The following is a 16,254-nucleotide window of genomic DNA, read 5'->3' as shown; positions in this document are numbered from 1 at the left end:
TGGCTGTGGCAATCTCCTTCTTGCAATTAGTAGACTTCGCTACCATTTAAAAAGAAGTTGGACTGCTTAACGTTGTTTTCAGGAATAAAAAACTATTATAGCTAAAAAGAGTAAGAAAAATTAAAACACAACACAACAATTTGCAATTTCGGTTGTTTATATATTCGAGAGCGTTAATTTAGATGACGGGGATAGGACCACAGGTTTTATCCCCGTTTCTTTTTTAAGGAGATTTTTATCCTAATAGTCTTCCCGCTGATTTAGCAGATGACGCAGATTTTAAATTGATTTTCTATTTCATCTGCGAGATTCCCGTCATCTGGGAGAAAAATATTGAGAAAACCTAATGTATTAGAGCTAAAAGGAGTATGAAAATTTCAATACGAAATATAATAATCTAAAATTTTGCTCGTCTATATATATGAGAGCGTTAATTTAGATAACGGGGATGAGTTCAGGGACTTGTCCCCGTTTCTTTTTTAAAGTAAAAATAACAAAGCGGAAATAAGCAGATTAAACCTAGGATAAATCCGCCTATGGTATCACTAAACCAATGTGCGCCTAAATAAATTCTAGAAAAGGCAATGGTTAAAATTAAAAACCAAGAGAAATAAGTAACCGCTCTTCGCAAAGCTTTAGGAATGTCTTTCAACGTTCTCATTAAAATAATCATAAAACCAAAAAAGAGAAAGTAGGAAAGTACGTGCCCACTTGGGAAACTATGAAATCTATTGATCTCTACCAAGCGTACATAAAAAGCCGTTGGTCGTGGTCTATTTACCATGTTTTTTACGCCTAGAATAATTAATCCAGATAATAAAATGGAGGCTATGTAATAAGATTCCCGTTTGTATTTATAAATATGAAATAGGCCAGCAATAATAATTACCAATAAAAGGGAATATGGTAATTCGCCAAAAATACTAATGCCCAACATGATCTTATCTAAAGTGTCTGAATGGTATTTCTGAACAAATAAGGATATTTTATGGTCAAATAACGGTACAGGGTGATGAGATACAAAATTGCCCAATAAAATAAAACTGATGATTAATGCAATAAGTAAAATGATTAAATAGGTAGGTTTTATGCGCATCAATTATTTTATGAATTAAACCAAAGCTAATCAAAAAAAGTTTTAGTGAAATTTATAACTTAATACATTTCCGTTGTTTCTCCCGCAGATTTGGCAGATGACGCAGATTTTCTTTTTATCTGCGTAATTACCGTCATCAGCGGGAAAAACCAATCTATTTAACCGTAACCCTAATCCCTTCACTATGCGTTGTGAATTCTGGGGCATACATACATTGCAAGGAAGTAATGCCATTGCTAAAATTACCTGAATGTGTTACCCTTAGTGCATATTCAAATACATAAGTGCCCTTGCGTAAATAACCAATAAAGAAATTGGTACTGGCATCTTTTGTGCTTTCATAATAACCCAAACCATCTTGATATTTATACTGAGAAATAACGTTTACTGGTTCAAATCCAGATGAACGCATATCTTTTAAATGCACATATTCCATATTTCTATCTGCGTAAATTTCGATACGAACTTTTACCAAATCGCCAGGCGTTAGCACGTTTGTAGATGTTAATGGAGTTAAAATATTTCCCTTTGTAGTAGAATTTTGAATAAACAATTGTTTCTTGATTTTAACACCAGTATTGGCTGGAGTTATTTTATCCAATTGCTCAAAATATTGCCAGTATAATGCACCCCAAGCAATGGTTTTATTATTGTTTTTTACTTCAACTTTTCCCATTTCTGGTTTAACATTCGCACCTGCGATGGTGATTTTCTGATAACCTGTGCCTGCTTCTTTTGGCGCATTGGCAGAACCTAAATCGGCTATGGTTTTATTGCCAATTAATATTTCTGGTTCTGCAGCTTCAGAAAGTAAATCATATCCTTTCATTAATAAAGCATAACAAGCTGTCGCGGTGGCTTTGGTTGTTTTCCAATCGTTGGTTTGTTTGTTTTTAAGCAACCAGATTTTCATTTCCTCAACAGATTTACTATCGGATGCCACTTCATCAAAAGCTTCAATTAATAATGATTGAGTTTCTATCGGACTTTGGTACCACCACCAGCCATTTATGTTTTTTGCCCAATACATTCCCATTTCATCACTCTGTTGAGCAGTTTGTTTTAGCAAGGTAATGATTTTTGCAGGTTCAACTTTGTTACCATTCCTATGTAAAACCAAGGCAGTTTGCCCTAATTGATAACTATCGAATGTTTTCCAATTAGATGTAATTCTTTTTAGGTAATATTCTTTTGCTTTTACAAAATCTGGATTGGTATTGATTTGATTGGTGTAACTTCTGGCAAATAAATAATGCAAAGGCATATAGCCTAAGTATTTACTTGCTAAATCATCTTTGTAATCCTTAACCAGTTCCTTGTCTAAATAAATAATAGCTTTATTGAGCATTGTATTTAGCTTAGGATAGGTTTTCTCATCAATTAACTTTAACTTTTTAAGCTGACCAATGCCTAAAACTATATGCTGAGTAATGTATCTATCACCTGGCATTCCATTAAACCAAGGGAATGAACCATCGTTGTATTGCATTTTTTCTAGCTTTTCGAAATTGCTCTTTAGCTCGTAAGTCATTCTATTTAAATCGAACAAAACGGCTAATCTTTTCTTTCTTTCGGTTTCATTGTCAGCATTTCTAACCCAAGGTGTTTCTTCCAATAAAATTGATTTCAGCTCAGGGTTTTTCTCCAAATTGGATAAAAGTGCTTCGCCGTTATTGGTGTTTTGCCATTGATTAAAAACTTCCTTGATTTTTGGAGAGCTATTGATAATTCCTGTTGCAAAACTATTAGCGTAAAAACGACTGAAAGTTTGCTCTGCACACTCATAAGGATATTCCATTAAATAGGGCAAAGCTTGTACGGCATACCAAATCGGATTAGAAGTAAACTCAAACGTTAAAGCCTGATTGCGCATCGTTTTTGACGAACCTGAGTTAATCAATTTCACCATGTTAAAAGTTTTGTTGGTATTGCCACGAACATTGATTGGCATACTTTCGGTTACCAACATTGAGTTTGGTAAAACAGGAATGGTCATTTCTTCGCCATCGCTAAACTTGCCCGATTTTGCCACCACTTTGTAGGTAATGGTACTTATTCCTTTTGGGATAATTAAATTCCATTTTAATACGATATTACCTTCGTTATCTAATGTAAAAGCTTGATTTGTTTTATCGCCACTGGCTAAGAGCTGAATTACTTTTCCTGTTAAGGCATCTTTTAATTCTAATAAGGCTTCGCCTTTTAAGTTTTTGCCAGATAAATTATTAAGCTTGGCACTAAATAAAATAGTATCTCCTTCTCTAAAAAAACGTGGCGCATTTGCAGAAATAGCTAATTGTTTTTGAGTTACTAGCTCATTGCTAATAGTTGCTATTTTCAAATCCTTAGTGTGCGCAAAGCCCATCATTTTATACCGAGTTAAGGATTGTGGAATGGTAAACTCTATATTAATTTCTCCTTTTTCGTCTGTTCTTAGTTGAGGGTAGAAAAAAGCGGTTTCGTTGAAATTGGTACGAGGGATAATTTTATTGGCCCCCAAATAATTTTTTGCATTAAAATTTAAGGTATCTGCTTTAATTTCTCTTAGTACGAGAGTCCCTTCACCAGTAACTTCTAATCCAGGAATTTTATTTAGCATATCTGCCGGCAAATTAGTTGAGCCTCTAATTTTCAATGACTCACTCGCCACTACTGTAGAAACTGAACCTGTTAAACTCTGCTTTCTTGCCTCACCAGCAGGAGCTATTATTGCAACTTCATTTAAGGCGTTTCCATCTTCTTGTAGAGTAATGTTTATTCTTTTATTTTGTCCAACCTTTACATTAAAAGGTTTATAGCCAATAGATGTGACTATTAACTCATCTCCAACTTTTGCAGCTATGGCGTATACGCCAAAATAATTAGTAACGGTTGATAATTTTCCATTTTTAATTACAGCCCCAGGAATGGTGTAACCATTATTATCGTAAACAACACCATATTTAAGCGTTCCTTTTTCTAGTTCTGCTAATTTTTTTATCGCTTCTTGCGATAAACCTTTTTTAGGTTGATTAACATTATTGATGTAATTTCTATAACCATAATTGTAGCCACCGTAATAAGTGTAACCAAATAAATTAAGGTTTTCGTAAATTCTAGGTTTAACACTGTAGTCGTTGTAAACTCTCAGAAACCAAAGATTATTTCCATAACTTAAACTGTTGCTGTTAAATTTCCAAGTGTAATCTTCATAGTAAAAGTTAGTTCTTAGGTTACTGTTCCAACTCATTTTTTTAAAATCATCTAAAGAAGCATCATATAAAGTAGCTACCATTTCAGCCATTTCTTTTTCTCCATTTCGGTTGCTGATTTGTAATTTCCAACTTTCCTTTTCTCCAGGTTGTAGCTTATTTCTAAAAGTTAAAAATTTAATGTCCAGTTGTTTAGCTTGGTCAATAATGTATACCCTTTGTAATGAATTATAAATCGTACCATTTTGCACCATGGTAAATTGTACAGCGAAACCATCCTCATAATTAGCTTTTGGGGCAATTTTCACAATGGTTTGTTTTGGAGAAAGGTTTAACCATACTTTTTCTACAATGGTATTTTTATAATAAATCTCATAATAAGCCTTACTGTTTTTTGATAAGCCAGCCACTCTAAATACTGCGCTTTCGGATGGTTTGATGGTATTTATTTCTGGCACAATCCATTCTAAACTGCTTTTTATGGTTGACGGTTCTGGACCGTATACAATCACATATCTTTCAATTGTTAAAGTGTCGTTTAAACTATTGTTAGCAGAGAATTTAACCTTGTAATAGCCTGGTGTTAAATTAGTTTGACTATAAGTAAAATAGCCAGTTCCTTTATCAGTGGTAATATTTTGATTGTATTTGTTTTTTAAAACAGGCCACTTAGATAAATCAGATTCATTATTATAATCATCTGTAGGGAAGGTTTTAATAAACTCTTCCTTGCTTAATGTATATTTCTCTGCATAAAATGGACTTTTATTAGTTAACCTAGCAGGTGCTTCAAGCAAAAACCATTCGGCTTTTAAATCAGCTTTAATAGGTTCATAATTTAAATTGGTAACTGAAAAAGGAATGCTATCTGTTTTTGAATTTAAAACGAGCATTTGATTATTGCTTATCACTAATGATATGTCTTTTTTGCCCACATTAATTGTGGTAGTTTTTGTTCTTGTTTCGCCATTTAAATCGGTTATGGTTACTTCAATATCAAAAGCATAGTTTAGTTTTTCATTCGGCCCTTTGGCAAAAAAGCTAAATTCAAATTTACCGCCAGCTTTTGTTAATGTTTTGCCAATGGCGATTTGTTGTCTGGTAAATGCACTTACACCATAAATAGCATAAGATTCACCGTAACCTAGCCTATAATCAAAAATCGCCCTGCGATAAATTTTATAAGATACCTTTGCATTGGCAACGGAATAGCCTGAAAACGCAACAGCCTTACCTAACACTTTTATACTGTCGTTTAGTTTATAATGTTGATTAAACTTATCAAAAACTACTTCAAAAGTTGGTCTTTTATACTCTTCAACTTGAATTTGAATATTACCATAATCAGTTTCAAGTCGCATTTGTCCATTTAATTTTCCCATTGGGATGGTAAATGAACCTTGAAAAGTACCAAATTCATTTGAGGTCAAATCTTTCGATTCTATCTCATCTCCATTGACATCTTCAAATACAACCTCTACGTTTTCATTGGGTAATATTATATTTTTATCATCCTTGTAATCAATACATAGGCCTTTGTAGAAAACGGTTTGGCCAGGGCGATAAATAGGCCTATCTGTAAATAAGATGATTTTCTTATTGTCGTCAATATCATACCTTCTGCTGTAATTATTTATGTTAATTACTAATGAATCTTTAACTAAAGAAACAATTGCAGAATTTATGTTTGCCACATCATCACTTGTAGCATAACCTAATTCGTTTGTAGTTATAGGCTTACTTTCTACTACTTTGCCGTTATAATAGTTTTTTCTTTGCTGAATGTTAACTCCTTTTATAGGAAAGCCAGTAGTACTGTTTACGACGAAATACTCATGATTGGTATTTTCAATAATCCTATCGGTAACTAAGAAAGAGCTAACGTTAAAGTTTGTGTAATTATAAAATGTATATTCATTATTTGCAGCTGTATTTTGTAAAAGAAGTAGGTAATTGCCTACCGGTAGGCCCTCAACTGGAGCAATTAAAGTATGAGATTGATAATCGCTAGATTTAGGAACTATAATAAACCATTCTCTCGTCGTTTTATTCTTTTCCAAAAAGCTGAAGAAATCTTTTTTATTATTCAGCTTGTTGTAAAGCTGCTCAAGCATTGGTCTTTTGTAAAGTTTGAAATAAATTGTATCTACATTTTTATAGGTTAAATGAAGCTGTGCAGGCTTATTTGGCTCAATTATATTTTTGGCTTGAGCGTTCAATTCAACGCTTTTGATTTGCTTAATAAGGTTTGCAGAGTTAAAGGCGCCAATACTTTTTGGAAAGGCTTTAATAGCTTTATTGCTTAGTTCAACTGCCTTAACAAGATTTTGTTGGTTGGTGTCAATTCCTGCCGGTGCATTTTTATAAAGGATGGCTTGCTCATATAAAATGTCAGCATAAACTTCTGTGTTTATGCTTTTGGCAGCTAAATTTTGTAAGGCATTTTGGTAGAGTTCATTATTGTTATTTCTAAGTGAAATAAACTTTAATCTCTTTAAATCAATATCTGCTAATGCGGTCTCATTTTTATCAGCCAGATGGAAAACCATTAAATTTTTAAATAATTGCATAGCCTCTGCATAAAATGAAGTACTATCACTTTGTGGTAATTTTAGATTGATGAAAGTTTGTTGGTCTGCATACCAAGTTGGGTCTGTAAAATCAATGTTTTCATCATCAGCTTGCGTAACATTTATTTGTGTATTAATAAAAATATCTAGTGCTCTGTGCGCCAATAAATCGTATAGCGTTGGCCTAAAAGATCGATTATATTTATCGCCAGCTAAAACTTTGTCTAAAAAATCTACTTTGGTGTTTTGTAAAAGTCTTACCTCTTGTAAAGAGTATAGGAAGTTTTTAATAATCTCATCCGTTAATTTTTGAACAGACCAAGTGTTAATGTCATCGCCAATGTTGGCACTTACATTAGTTCGTTGTGAAATTTTCCATTGATTTTGCTGATAAAATTTCCAGTACGTTTCTGCTAATAAAGATTGTAAAATGCTTTTTTCTGGCTGTTTAGCAAGGCTGATGTCTTTCCTTAAATCAATCAGAATTTTATCAAAGGCATTCTCTTCCAAATAACTTTGAAACATCATTTTGTAGATAACTGATTTAATCAGCAAAGGAGTATTGCCATCTGCTCTAGCTTGATCATTCATTTTTTCAATCAATGCCAGTGCATCTTTCGGCTTTGCTTTGGTTGCAATTGAGTCTACTTTGTAAAAGTCATCTATGGTGTATTGCTGACTAAATCCTGAAAAATTAAAGAGGATAGAGAAGATTAAAAGAACAGAGAAGCGTAAAAGCATTTTCATAAGCAGCGTTTTATTTTTAGATGGTATTAGGTTAGAAATTCCATAAAATAATTCAATGTTCCAAAATAGGGATTACTGTATGGTTATGGAAGAGATACCAATACCAGCAAAAGGTTTACTTTCGATTTTGTAATAAAATTAAGACGAATGTAATTTTTGGTTATAAAATTTAATTGATAATTTGAGCTTCGAAACAAAATGAAACAAATGCACCACTTATCTAGAAAGCTAATTTTCTTATTTACTGCCATTTTATTTTGTGCTTGTTCGGCTAAAATTAGTTCCAATTTAAATGCTCAAACAAATACAGGTTTAGCACTAAAAGTGATGACTTATAATATTCATCATGCAAATCCTCCATCTAAACCTGGCTTAATTGACCTAGATGCTATAGCGGCAGTTATTAAGAAAGAAAACCCAGATTTAGTTGGTTTGCAAGAAGTAGACTGCTTTACCAAACGTTCTGGAAATATTGATGAAGCCAAAGTGTTAGCAGAAAAAACGGGAATGCATTTTCAATTCTTTAAAGCCATTGACCATGATGGAGGCGATTATGGAGTTGCTATTTTAAGTAAGTTTCCTCTTCAAAATGGTACAAAAGTAGATTTACCACAGGTGATAAAAGCAGAGGCAAGAGTGCTTTCTTATGCCACAGTTACACTGCCAAACAAAACAAAATTGATTTTTGCTAATACACATTTAGATGCAACAAGGCCAGATAGCAATCGTGTGGTGCAAATGAAAAGTATTTTATCAGCTTTAAGCTTAAAAAAGGAAGCTATTATTTTAGTTGGCGATTTAAATTGCGAAGCAAGAGCTGAACCTATTATTTTATTAGATCAACAGTATAAAAGGAGTTGTACAGCAAGTTGTGCCCATACTATTCCTCAAGATTTCCCTAAAAAGACAATTGATTACATTGCTCTAAAAAATGCAAACTGGAATGTTAGCGGATATTATGTGATACCAGAAACTTATGCTTCAGACCATAGGCCAGTTGTTTCAGTTTACCAAGTCAAATAGAACCAAATATAAATCCCTCAATAAATCCCATGAATCGTAGAAGTTTAATTAAAAATTTAGGAGTAACGCTAGGGGCAGCCATCATTGCTCCAGAAACCATTGCGAAAATTAGTGATGATACTTTTAGTTATGTCATTCCGGCTAACCCGAATCATAAACCAATACCAAAAGCCGTTACAGCCATTACCTTAGGCGCTGGTAATCGTGGTAACGTATATGGTGGTTTTGCTGCTGCCAATCCAGATCATTTAGATATTATTGGTGTTGCAGAGCCAATTCCTTATCGAAATGATAAATATGCGAAGCTTCATAAAATAGCTGATGAAAATCGTTTCAATACTTGGGAGGATGTATTTAAACGTCCAAAATTTGCAGACGCCATTATCATTACCACACCTGATAATTTACATTATGCGCCTTGTATGAAAGCGCTTGAAATGGGTTATGATATTTTGTTAGAAAAACCAATTGCACCAACTGAAAAGGAATGCAGGGCGATATTAGCTTTAGCTAGAAAAAATAAAAGAATTGTTGCAGTTTGTCATGTGTTAAGGTATGCTCCTTATTTCGTAAAATTGAAGGAGCTACTTGCCGCTGGTGCTGTAGGTCAAGTAATGAGCGTACAACATTTAGAACCAATTGAACACACGCACATGGCACATTCTTACGTTCGTGGAAATTGGCATAACTCAAAACAAACTACACCTATCATATTGGCTAAATCTTGTCACGATTTAGACATTATTAAATGGGTAATTGATAAACCTTGCGAAGAAATTGTTGCCATGGGCGATTTGAAATGGTTTAAGGCATCAAATGCGCCAGCAGGAAGTACTGATCGTTGTACAGATGGTTGCAAGGTAGAAAGAGAATGCCCGTATTCTGCTATTAAAGAATATGTAGAACGAGGTGGTAGAAATAGTGTGTTAGATATTCCTGCTGATACGGTTGATAAAAAAGCAATGGCAATGGAACGGTTAAAAACTACCAATTACGGTCGTTGTGTATATAAAATGGATAACGATCAACCAGATCACTACATTACCAGCATGAGGTTTAAAGATGGCGTAACCGCTAATTTTTCTATGGAAGCATTTGCTTCATATCACGGTAGGAGAACTCGTGTTTTTGGTGCCATGGGCGATATGGTAGGTGATATGACTGAATTGGTGATTACGGATTTTAAAACAGGAAAAGTAACTAAACTTAAACCTATTGCCGAAGATGTAGAAGGTTACAAAAATAGTGGTCACGGAGGTGGAGATTGGTTATTGGCAAGAGACTTTGCGCAAGCTGTTGCACACCAAGATCCTAAAATGTTAACTTCTACTATTGATGAATCTATTGAAAGTCACTTAATGGGTTTCATGGCAGAGCAAAGTAGAAAGACAAAGAAAGTTACTGCGGTTGTTGTTTGACATTAGTTCATTAGTGTCATTGGTTCATTAGCGTGATTAGTTCATTAGCATCATTAGTTCAAGGGTTCATTAATGTAAGTATAAATAAATTAAATCCTATCGGTCGGTGTCTCACCGACCGAAATTAATACTTATAATTTATTAGCAATTAGCCGATGAATTGTTCATTTAGTTAAGTTTAATCAAATAGAAATTTCGCTTATCTTTATAGCTTTTTAGAATGGAAATCAAATATTCATTCTATAAACAAGCGCATTAATGAAAAGAAATTTACAATTAGATTTTTTGAGGTTCATGGGGGTAATATTGGTGGTTATTCACCATGTACCTTTTCATGATACTACAGTGTTTGGTGCGTTTATTTCTGTGATACAAACTGGTGGCTGGTCTGGTGTCGATTTGTTTTTTGTGTTAAGTGGTTATTTAATCGCAGGATTAATCATCAAAGAATATGAAGCCAATCAGACTTTTAACATCAGGTTGTTTTTAATTAGAAGAGGGTTTAAGATTTATCCAGCTTATTATTTCTATCTCATTTACCAGTTTTGGTACAGTGCTAATTTTGCCAAGTACCCTCAACAATTAAATAGATTTTTTCACGAAGTATTTTTCATTACCAATTATACCAAAAACAATAACGGTCACCTGTGGTCTATAAGTGTGGAGGAACACTTTTATGTTTTACTAGCCATTGCCTTTGTGGTGTTGATTAAGTTGAAAAAAGTAAACTTAAAATCGATGCTAGTGCTCTATTTGATTTTACTAGCTATAGGTGTATTTGGAAGAGCGTATAACTTTTTAACTTATCATAATTACAATTTCGACAGAGATTACACCCCAAGTCACTTGCGGTTTGATGCCATGTTTTTTGGTGTGTTGATTGCCTTTGTAGCCAATTACAAAAAGGAATTGATGCAAAGGATTTTAAAAAATAAGTACCGACCATTGTATTTCACTTTGTGTCTTTTATTTATCTCCACTAACTTTATTTATGGTAGATGGGATACCCCTTGGCAAGCAATCATAAGTCTGTCGCTAAACCCAATTTGTTTTGGTTACATTATGATTTGCCTAATCGATTACCATAATCCTACCTTCTTGAAAATCATTAAGCCATTATCTTACATCGGTACTTATTCTTATTCTATTTACTTGTTTCATATTCATTTTTTGGTGTTGGGTTTAAAACTTTACCCTTATGGATTAGCAGTATTTTACATCTCATACGTAACCTTTGCCTTTGTAGGAGGAATTATCGTAAGCAAAGCAATAGAATATCCATTCTTGAAAATAAGGGAGCGGTATTTTCCTAATAGATACAAGCTTAAGAAAGTTTAGGTCTTGCTTGCATTCGTCATGCTGAACTTGTTTTACAAGTAGTTTTAGTATTTTCAATTGTCTTGTAGCTACTTCGTGGTCAGCATCTGGCTGCAGGAAAGACCCTGAAATAAACAGCAGAGCTTTCTTGAAGACAAAAATCAATAGAAACTACTGAAAAATTTAGGGTGACGAAATTACCTAAACCTAATCCTCATCCAATTCAGAAACTTCCTTTGTATCCTTCATGAAAACATACACTAGTAACGAAATAAAAATACAAGCAGTAATGTACCAATAGTAATAATTTTCGTGTTGTATGTCTTTAAGCCATAGGGCGATGTATTCTGCCGTGCCACCAAAAATAGCTACAGTTAAAGCATAAGGTAAACCAACGCCAAGTGCCCTAATTTCTGCAGGAAAAAGCTCTGCTTTTACGATAGCATTAATACTCGTATAGCCGCTCACAATGATGAGTGCAAACATCAACAATAAAAAAGCCTGAAATTGTGATGTGGTATTACTTAACAAGGTTAAAAGCGGAACTGTACAAATAGTTCCCAAAACACCAAAACCAATCAGTAAAGGTTTTCTGCCTATTCTATCAGATAAAGCACCAAATACAGGTTGTAGACAAGCGAAAATGAATAAAGTGGTAAATGACATCAGCGTAGAATCTTCTTTGCTCAAATGCATCGTGTTCACTAAAAACTTTTGCATGTAAGTGGTGTAGGTATAAAATGCCAAGGTGCCACCTAGTGTTAATCCAATTACTGTGATTACTGCCTTTGGATGTTTTAACAAGGCTTTAATTGTTCCCTTTTTATCGCTCGTATGGTTTTTCTGGTTTTCGAAGGCTTGTGTTTCTTCCAGGTTTTTCCTTAGATAAAGTGCCACTAACGAAAGTATGGCGCCAATTAAAAAAGGGATACGCCAACCCCAGTCTAACATTTGTGCTTCTGTTAAAAATAGTTTTTGCAAAGCCAATTGAACGGCCAATGCGAATAATTGTCCGCCAATTAAAGTTACATACTGAAAGCTCGAATAAAAACCTCTTCTGCTTTTTGTAGCCATTTCACTGAGGTAGGTTGCAGAAACACCATATTCGCCACCCACGCTTAAACCTTGCAATAACCTTGCAGTTAACAAAAGAATAGGAGCGGCAATGCCGATGGTTTGGAAAGTTGGAATAAAGGCTATCAACAAAGAACCCATCGACATTAACAGCACCGAAAAGACCATTGATTTTTTACGACCAATTCTATCTGCCAACCTTCCAAAAATATAACCACCCAAAGGGCGCATTAAAAAGCCCAAGGCAAAAATGCCAGCAGTGTTTAATAATTGTACGGTTGCATTTCCTTTCGGGAAGAATGAGGCAGAGAAATAAATCGCAAAAGCCGAATAGGCATACCAATCGTACCACTCTACCAAATTACCAACAGAACCACCAAAAATGGCTTTAAGACGAGAAGTGGAGATTTTATTTGAAGAGGTCTGATTCATCGATTCTAAGCTAAAGAAATTAAACCTAAAATTAAACCACATAGAAACATAGGTTACAGAGAAATGGAATCTTATACCCATCCTCCCCCTTACCCCCTCAAAGAGGGGGATAGTATATTTGCACACCTGCATTTCGACTTGAATATTTAAATTATGAGGGGTTATGCACCACGTGTCCCCCCGCTGGCGGGGGTTAGGGGGTTGTTTAGGATGTTTTTTGACAATATTTTCAAAAAAATAAAATTACACGTAGGGGTAAATCTCTTTTGAGTTGTATTAGCTCTAAATAACACAAAAGAACTATTATGATTCCTGCACTCATTATTTGGCTTTGCAAGAAATACATTGCCCCCAAAATCAACAGAAAAAACTTGGCTCACAAAGCAGTGAGTTTAAAAGGTACTTTATTACTTATACTTTTTATAGGCTCAACCTCAACTTTGTTTGCACAACAAAGTAAATTCAACATCAAGCGAAATGGTTCGGTTATTGGTCAAATGTCTTTTAGCCAAAAAGAAGAAGGCGAGAATGTTTTCCTAAAAATAACATCGAAAGTAAATACCCGTTTTGTTTTTAAAATTGATGTAGAAACAGAAGATATCGCTCATTTTAGAGGTGGAAAACTCATCACCTCTGGTGTAAACAGATTGGTAAATGGCAATACTAAAGAAGCTAAAAAAACCAATTGGGTAAACGATTCCTACGAAATCCAAGCTGGTAATAAGGTAAGCAAGTTAAAGCACCCGATAAGCTATAACATGATGCTTTTATACAGTAAGGAACCTGTAAATATCCCAAATATCTATTCAGATAATTTTCAATGTTTTTTGCCCATTAAAAAAAGTGGAGCACATCAATATAGAATAGATCTGCCCGATGGAAATTATAACGATTACCATTTCGAAAATGGAATTTGTAAACTCGTGGTAGTCCACCATTCATTGTACACCATTACAATGGAAAGGGTTTAAGATGGAAAGGGTAGCAAATAAATATTTAAGGGTTTTGGTTACGGGGGCATCTGGTTTTATTGGTAGAAAGTTATGCCTTAACCTTGCAGAGATGGGTTATGATGTAACTGCATTATGCAGGGATGTTAACCATCCATTTCTTATTCAGCATCATAACATCCACTTTGTGAAGGGCGATGTGCTGGAGCCTGAAAGTTTAGAAAAAGCAATGAAAGGCTGTTGCCAAGTTTACCATACTGCAGCCATGGCTAAAATGTGGTGTAAAAACGAACAAGACTTTTATGATGTTAATGTTTTGGGCACAAGAAATGTTTTAAACTGTGCCCTTAATTTAGGTATAGATAGGGTAGTGCATACTTCTACCTGTGGGGTATGGGGACCAACTTTAAATCTTCCAGTTTCTGAAAATGATCCTAGAGCAGTGGGTTTTCCAATAAGTTATGAACGAACCAAATATTTGGCAGAACTGGAGGTGAAAGAGTTTGTAAAACTAGGATTGGAGGTAGTAATCGTAAACCCATCTCGAGTTTATGGCGATGGTCCAATAACAGGCAGCAATACTGTTAGTAAAATGGTTACAGGTTATATCAAGGGCACGTGGCATTTCATCCCCGGAGACGGGAAAGCCATAGCAAATTATGCATTTGTAGATGATGTGGTTGCTGGACATATAGCTGCCATGCAAAACGGAAGAAATGGCGAACGATATATTTTAGGGGGTGAAGATGTAAGTTTTAATGGCTTTTTTAAAACGTTAAAAGAGATTACTGGAAAGGATAGAAAACTTTATAAAATTCCATTGGGGATTATTAAAACCTATAGTTTAATCGAATCCTTAAAAACTAGGCTATTTAACCTTACTCCTTATTTTTTGCCAGAATTTGCAGATAGGTTAAAGTATAATCAGCAATACAGTAGCCAAAAAGCCATGGCAGAATTAAACTACCAAATTACACCTTTTGCAGTGGGTATTGGGAAAACGATAAATTACTTTAAAAACAATTAAGATGGAACAATTAACAGCTTTAATTACAGGTGCAAGTGAGGGTTTGGGAAAATCTTTTGCTATAGAATCGGCTAAACGCGGACTTAACCTAGTACTGGTTTCATTGCCAAATAGCGGATTAGAATATCTAGCAAATTACCTTCGTGTTAATTTTAATACACAAGTTTTTTGCATTGAGATTGATTTAACTGAAAGTACATCAGCTAGTGAAATTTTCGAAAGACTGCAAGTTCAACAAATAGACGTAAATGTATTAATCAACAATGCAGGCATTGGAAATTGGTCGTGGTTTGAAGATAAAAACAACGAATTTTACAAAACCCAAATAGACCTAAACATTACCAATACCGTGTTGCTTACCCGATTATTCTTAAAACACATAGATAAAAAATTACCTAATTATATTTTAAATGTTGGCAGCTTGGGTGGGCATTTCATCGTTCCAAAAAAACAGGTTTATGGTGCTACAAAATCATTTATTGGTTACTTTACTCGCTGTTTAAGATTAGAGTTAAGTGGTACAAATGTTCGTGTAAGCTTGCTTAGTCCGGGAGGGATTAACACCAAACCAGAACTACTGGTCATGAACAATAATTTAGAAGGTTTTGCAAAGGCAACAATTTTAGAAGCCGACTTTGTGGCTAAAGCCGCAATGGATGGAATGTTGAAAGGAAAAAAAGAAATTATTCCAGGCTTTGCCAATCGTTTGTTAGTGTTGCTAGATAAAATTTTACCAGCATTTTTAAAAGAAATTATAATTAGGCGTAAATTGAGCGAAATTTTGAAAGCATAGCTGATCGACAGGTATTTACAACATATTAATTGAGCAAAACAAAACTTGGATAGTCACGAAATCAATTTTATAGCATTAATTAAAAGCGGAAATAAACAGGCTTTCGACGAAGTGTTTTTAAAACATTTTAAAAGTTTGTATGCCTATGCCTTTACCATCATTAAAGAAAGAGAAGATGCGGAAGAGATTGTGCAGAATGTATTTGTACGTATTTGGACTAAAAGAGACCAGTTAAAAACAGATGGTTTTTTAAAATCTTTTCTCTACCGATCTGTTCACAATGAGAGTTTAAATTATTTGAAACATCAAAAAGTACGCTCAAATTTTAATGTTCATTATACTGACACGGTAAAAAATGAAGTTGGTAATTTAAATACAGAAATTATGGCAACAGAGTTGGAGAAAAATATCCATTCGGCAATAAATGAATTGCCCGAAAAATGCAGGAATGTATTTCAGTTGAGCAGATTCGATCAGATGAAATATCAAGAAATTGCCGATGCACTAAACATTTCAATAAAAACAGTAGAAAACCAGATGGGAAAAGCGCTTAAGATTTTACGTTTGAAAGTTGTAGACTTCTTAATCCTTATTTTCCTTTTCTTTAGTTAAGCTT

At 34.2% G+C, this 16,254-nt stretch carries 10 protein-coding genes; 7 read left to right on the top strand and 3 right to left on the bottom strand.

Annotated elements, in window-relative coordinates; all coding sequences use genetic code 11:
* Positions 1-454: 454 nt before the first annotated feature.
* The gene (locus R2Q59_RS09165) at positions 455-1,096 is read right to left on the bottom strand and encodes a phosphatase PAP2 family protein (protein WP_316785284.1); all 642 of its coding nucleotides are present in this window, start codon (positions 1,094-1,096) and stop codon (positions 455-457) included.
* A 154-nt stretch (positions 1,097-1,250) separates the two neighbouring features.
* The gene (locus tag R2Q59_RS09160) at positions 1,251-7,604 is read right to left on the bottom strand and encodes an alpha-2-macroglobulin family protein (protein WP_316785283.1); all 6,354 of its coding nucleotides are present in this window, start codon (positions 7,602-7,604) and stop codon (positions 1,251-1,253) included.
* Between the two features lie 198 nt (positions 7,605-7,802).
* On the opposite strand from R2Q59_RS09160, the gene R2Q59_RS09155 reads away from it, so the two are divergent.
* The 3 genes from R2Q59_RS09155 (at position 7,803) to R2Q59_RS09145 (ending at position 11,383) form a co-directional block, all read left to right on the top strand.
* Entirely contained in the window at positions 7,803-8,627 is an 825-nt protein-coding gene (locus tag R2Q59_RS09155) for an endonuclease/exonuclease/phosphatase family protein (RefSeq protein ID WP_316785282.1), read from the top strand.
* Between the two features lie 29 nt (positions 8,628-8,656).
* Positions 8,657-10,045 (top strand): Gfo/Idh/MocA family oxidoreductase, encoded by a 1,389-nt coding sequence (locus R2Q59_RS09150; protein ID WP_316785281.1) that lies wholly within the window; start codon positions 8,657-8,659, stop codon positions 10,043-10,045.
* 258 nt (positions 10,046-10,303) lie between these two features.
* On the top strand, positions 10,304-11,383 hold the full coding sequence (locus tag R2Q59_RS09145; protein ID WP_316785280.1) for an acyltransferase: 1,080 nt from the start codon (positions 10,304-10,306) through the stop codon (positions 11,381-11,383).
* A gap of 186 nt (positions 11,384-11,569) precedes the next feature.
* On the opposite strand, the gene R2Q59_RS09140 is transcribed toward R2Q59_RS09145, so the two are convergent.
* Positions 11,570-12,910: an MFS transporter gene (locus R2Q59_RS09140; RefSeq protein ID WP_316768060.1), complete on the bottom strand. Its 1,341-nt coding sequence runs from the start codon at positions 12,908-12,910 to the stop codon at positions 11,570-11,572.
* 263 nt (positions 12,911-13,173) lie between these two features.
* Between R2Q59_RS09140 and R2Q59_RS09135 the strand changes: the two genes are divergently transcribed.
* The 4 genes from R2Q59_RS09135 to R2Q59_RS09120 are packed head-to-tail and all read left to right on the top strand — an operon-like array spanning position 13,174 to position 16,250.
* Positions 13,174-13,839 carry a DUF6134 family protein gene (locus R2Q59_RS09135; RefSeq protein ID WP_316785279.1) on the top strand — a complete coding sequence of 222 codons (666 nt, stop codon included), beginning with the start codon at positions 13,174-13,176 and terminating at the stop codon, positions 13,837-13,839.
* A 1-nt stretch (position 13,840) separates the two neighbouring features.
* Positions 13,841-14,845: an SDR family NAD(P)-dependent oxidoreductase gene (locus R2Q59_RS09130; protein ID WP_316785278.1), complete on the top strand. Its 1,005-nt coding sequence runs from the start codon at positions 13,841-13,843 to the stop codon at positions 14,843-14,845.
* Position 14,846: 1 nt separating this feature from the next.
* The gene (locus tag R2Q59_RS09125; protein WP_316785277.1) at positions 14,847-15,638 is read left to right on the top strand and encodes an SDR family NAD(P)-dependent oxidoreductase; all 792 of its coding nucleotides are present in this window, start codon (positions 14,847-14,849) and stop codon (positions 15,636-15,638) included.
* 45 nt (positions 15,639-15,683) lie between these two features.
* A complete protein-coding gene (locus tag R2Q59_RS09120) occupies positions 15,684-16,250 on the top strand; it encodes an RNA polymerase sigma-70 factor (protein WP_316785276.1) in 567 nt (188 codons plus the stop codon).
* Positions 16,251-16,254 lie beyond the last annotated feature (4 nt).

Origin of the sequence: Pedobacter frigiditerrae, assembly GCF_032678705.1 — a bacterium.
Classification (GTDB): Bacteria; Bacteroidota; Bacteroidia; order Sphingobacteriales; family Sphingobacteriaceae; genus Pedobacter; species Pedobacter frigiditerrae_A.
This window is presented reverse-complemented; position numbering and strand designations above follow the sequence as displayed.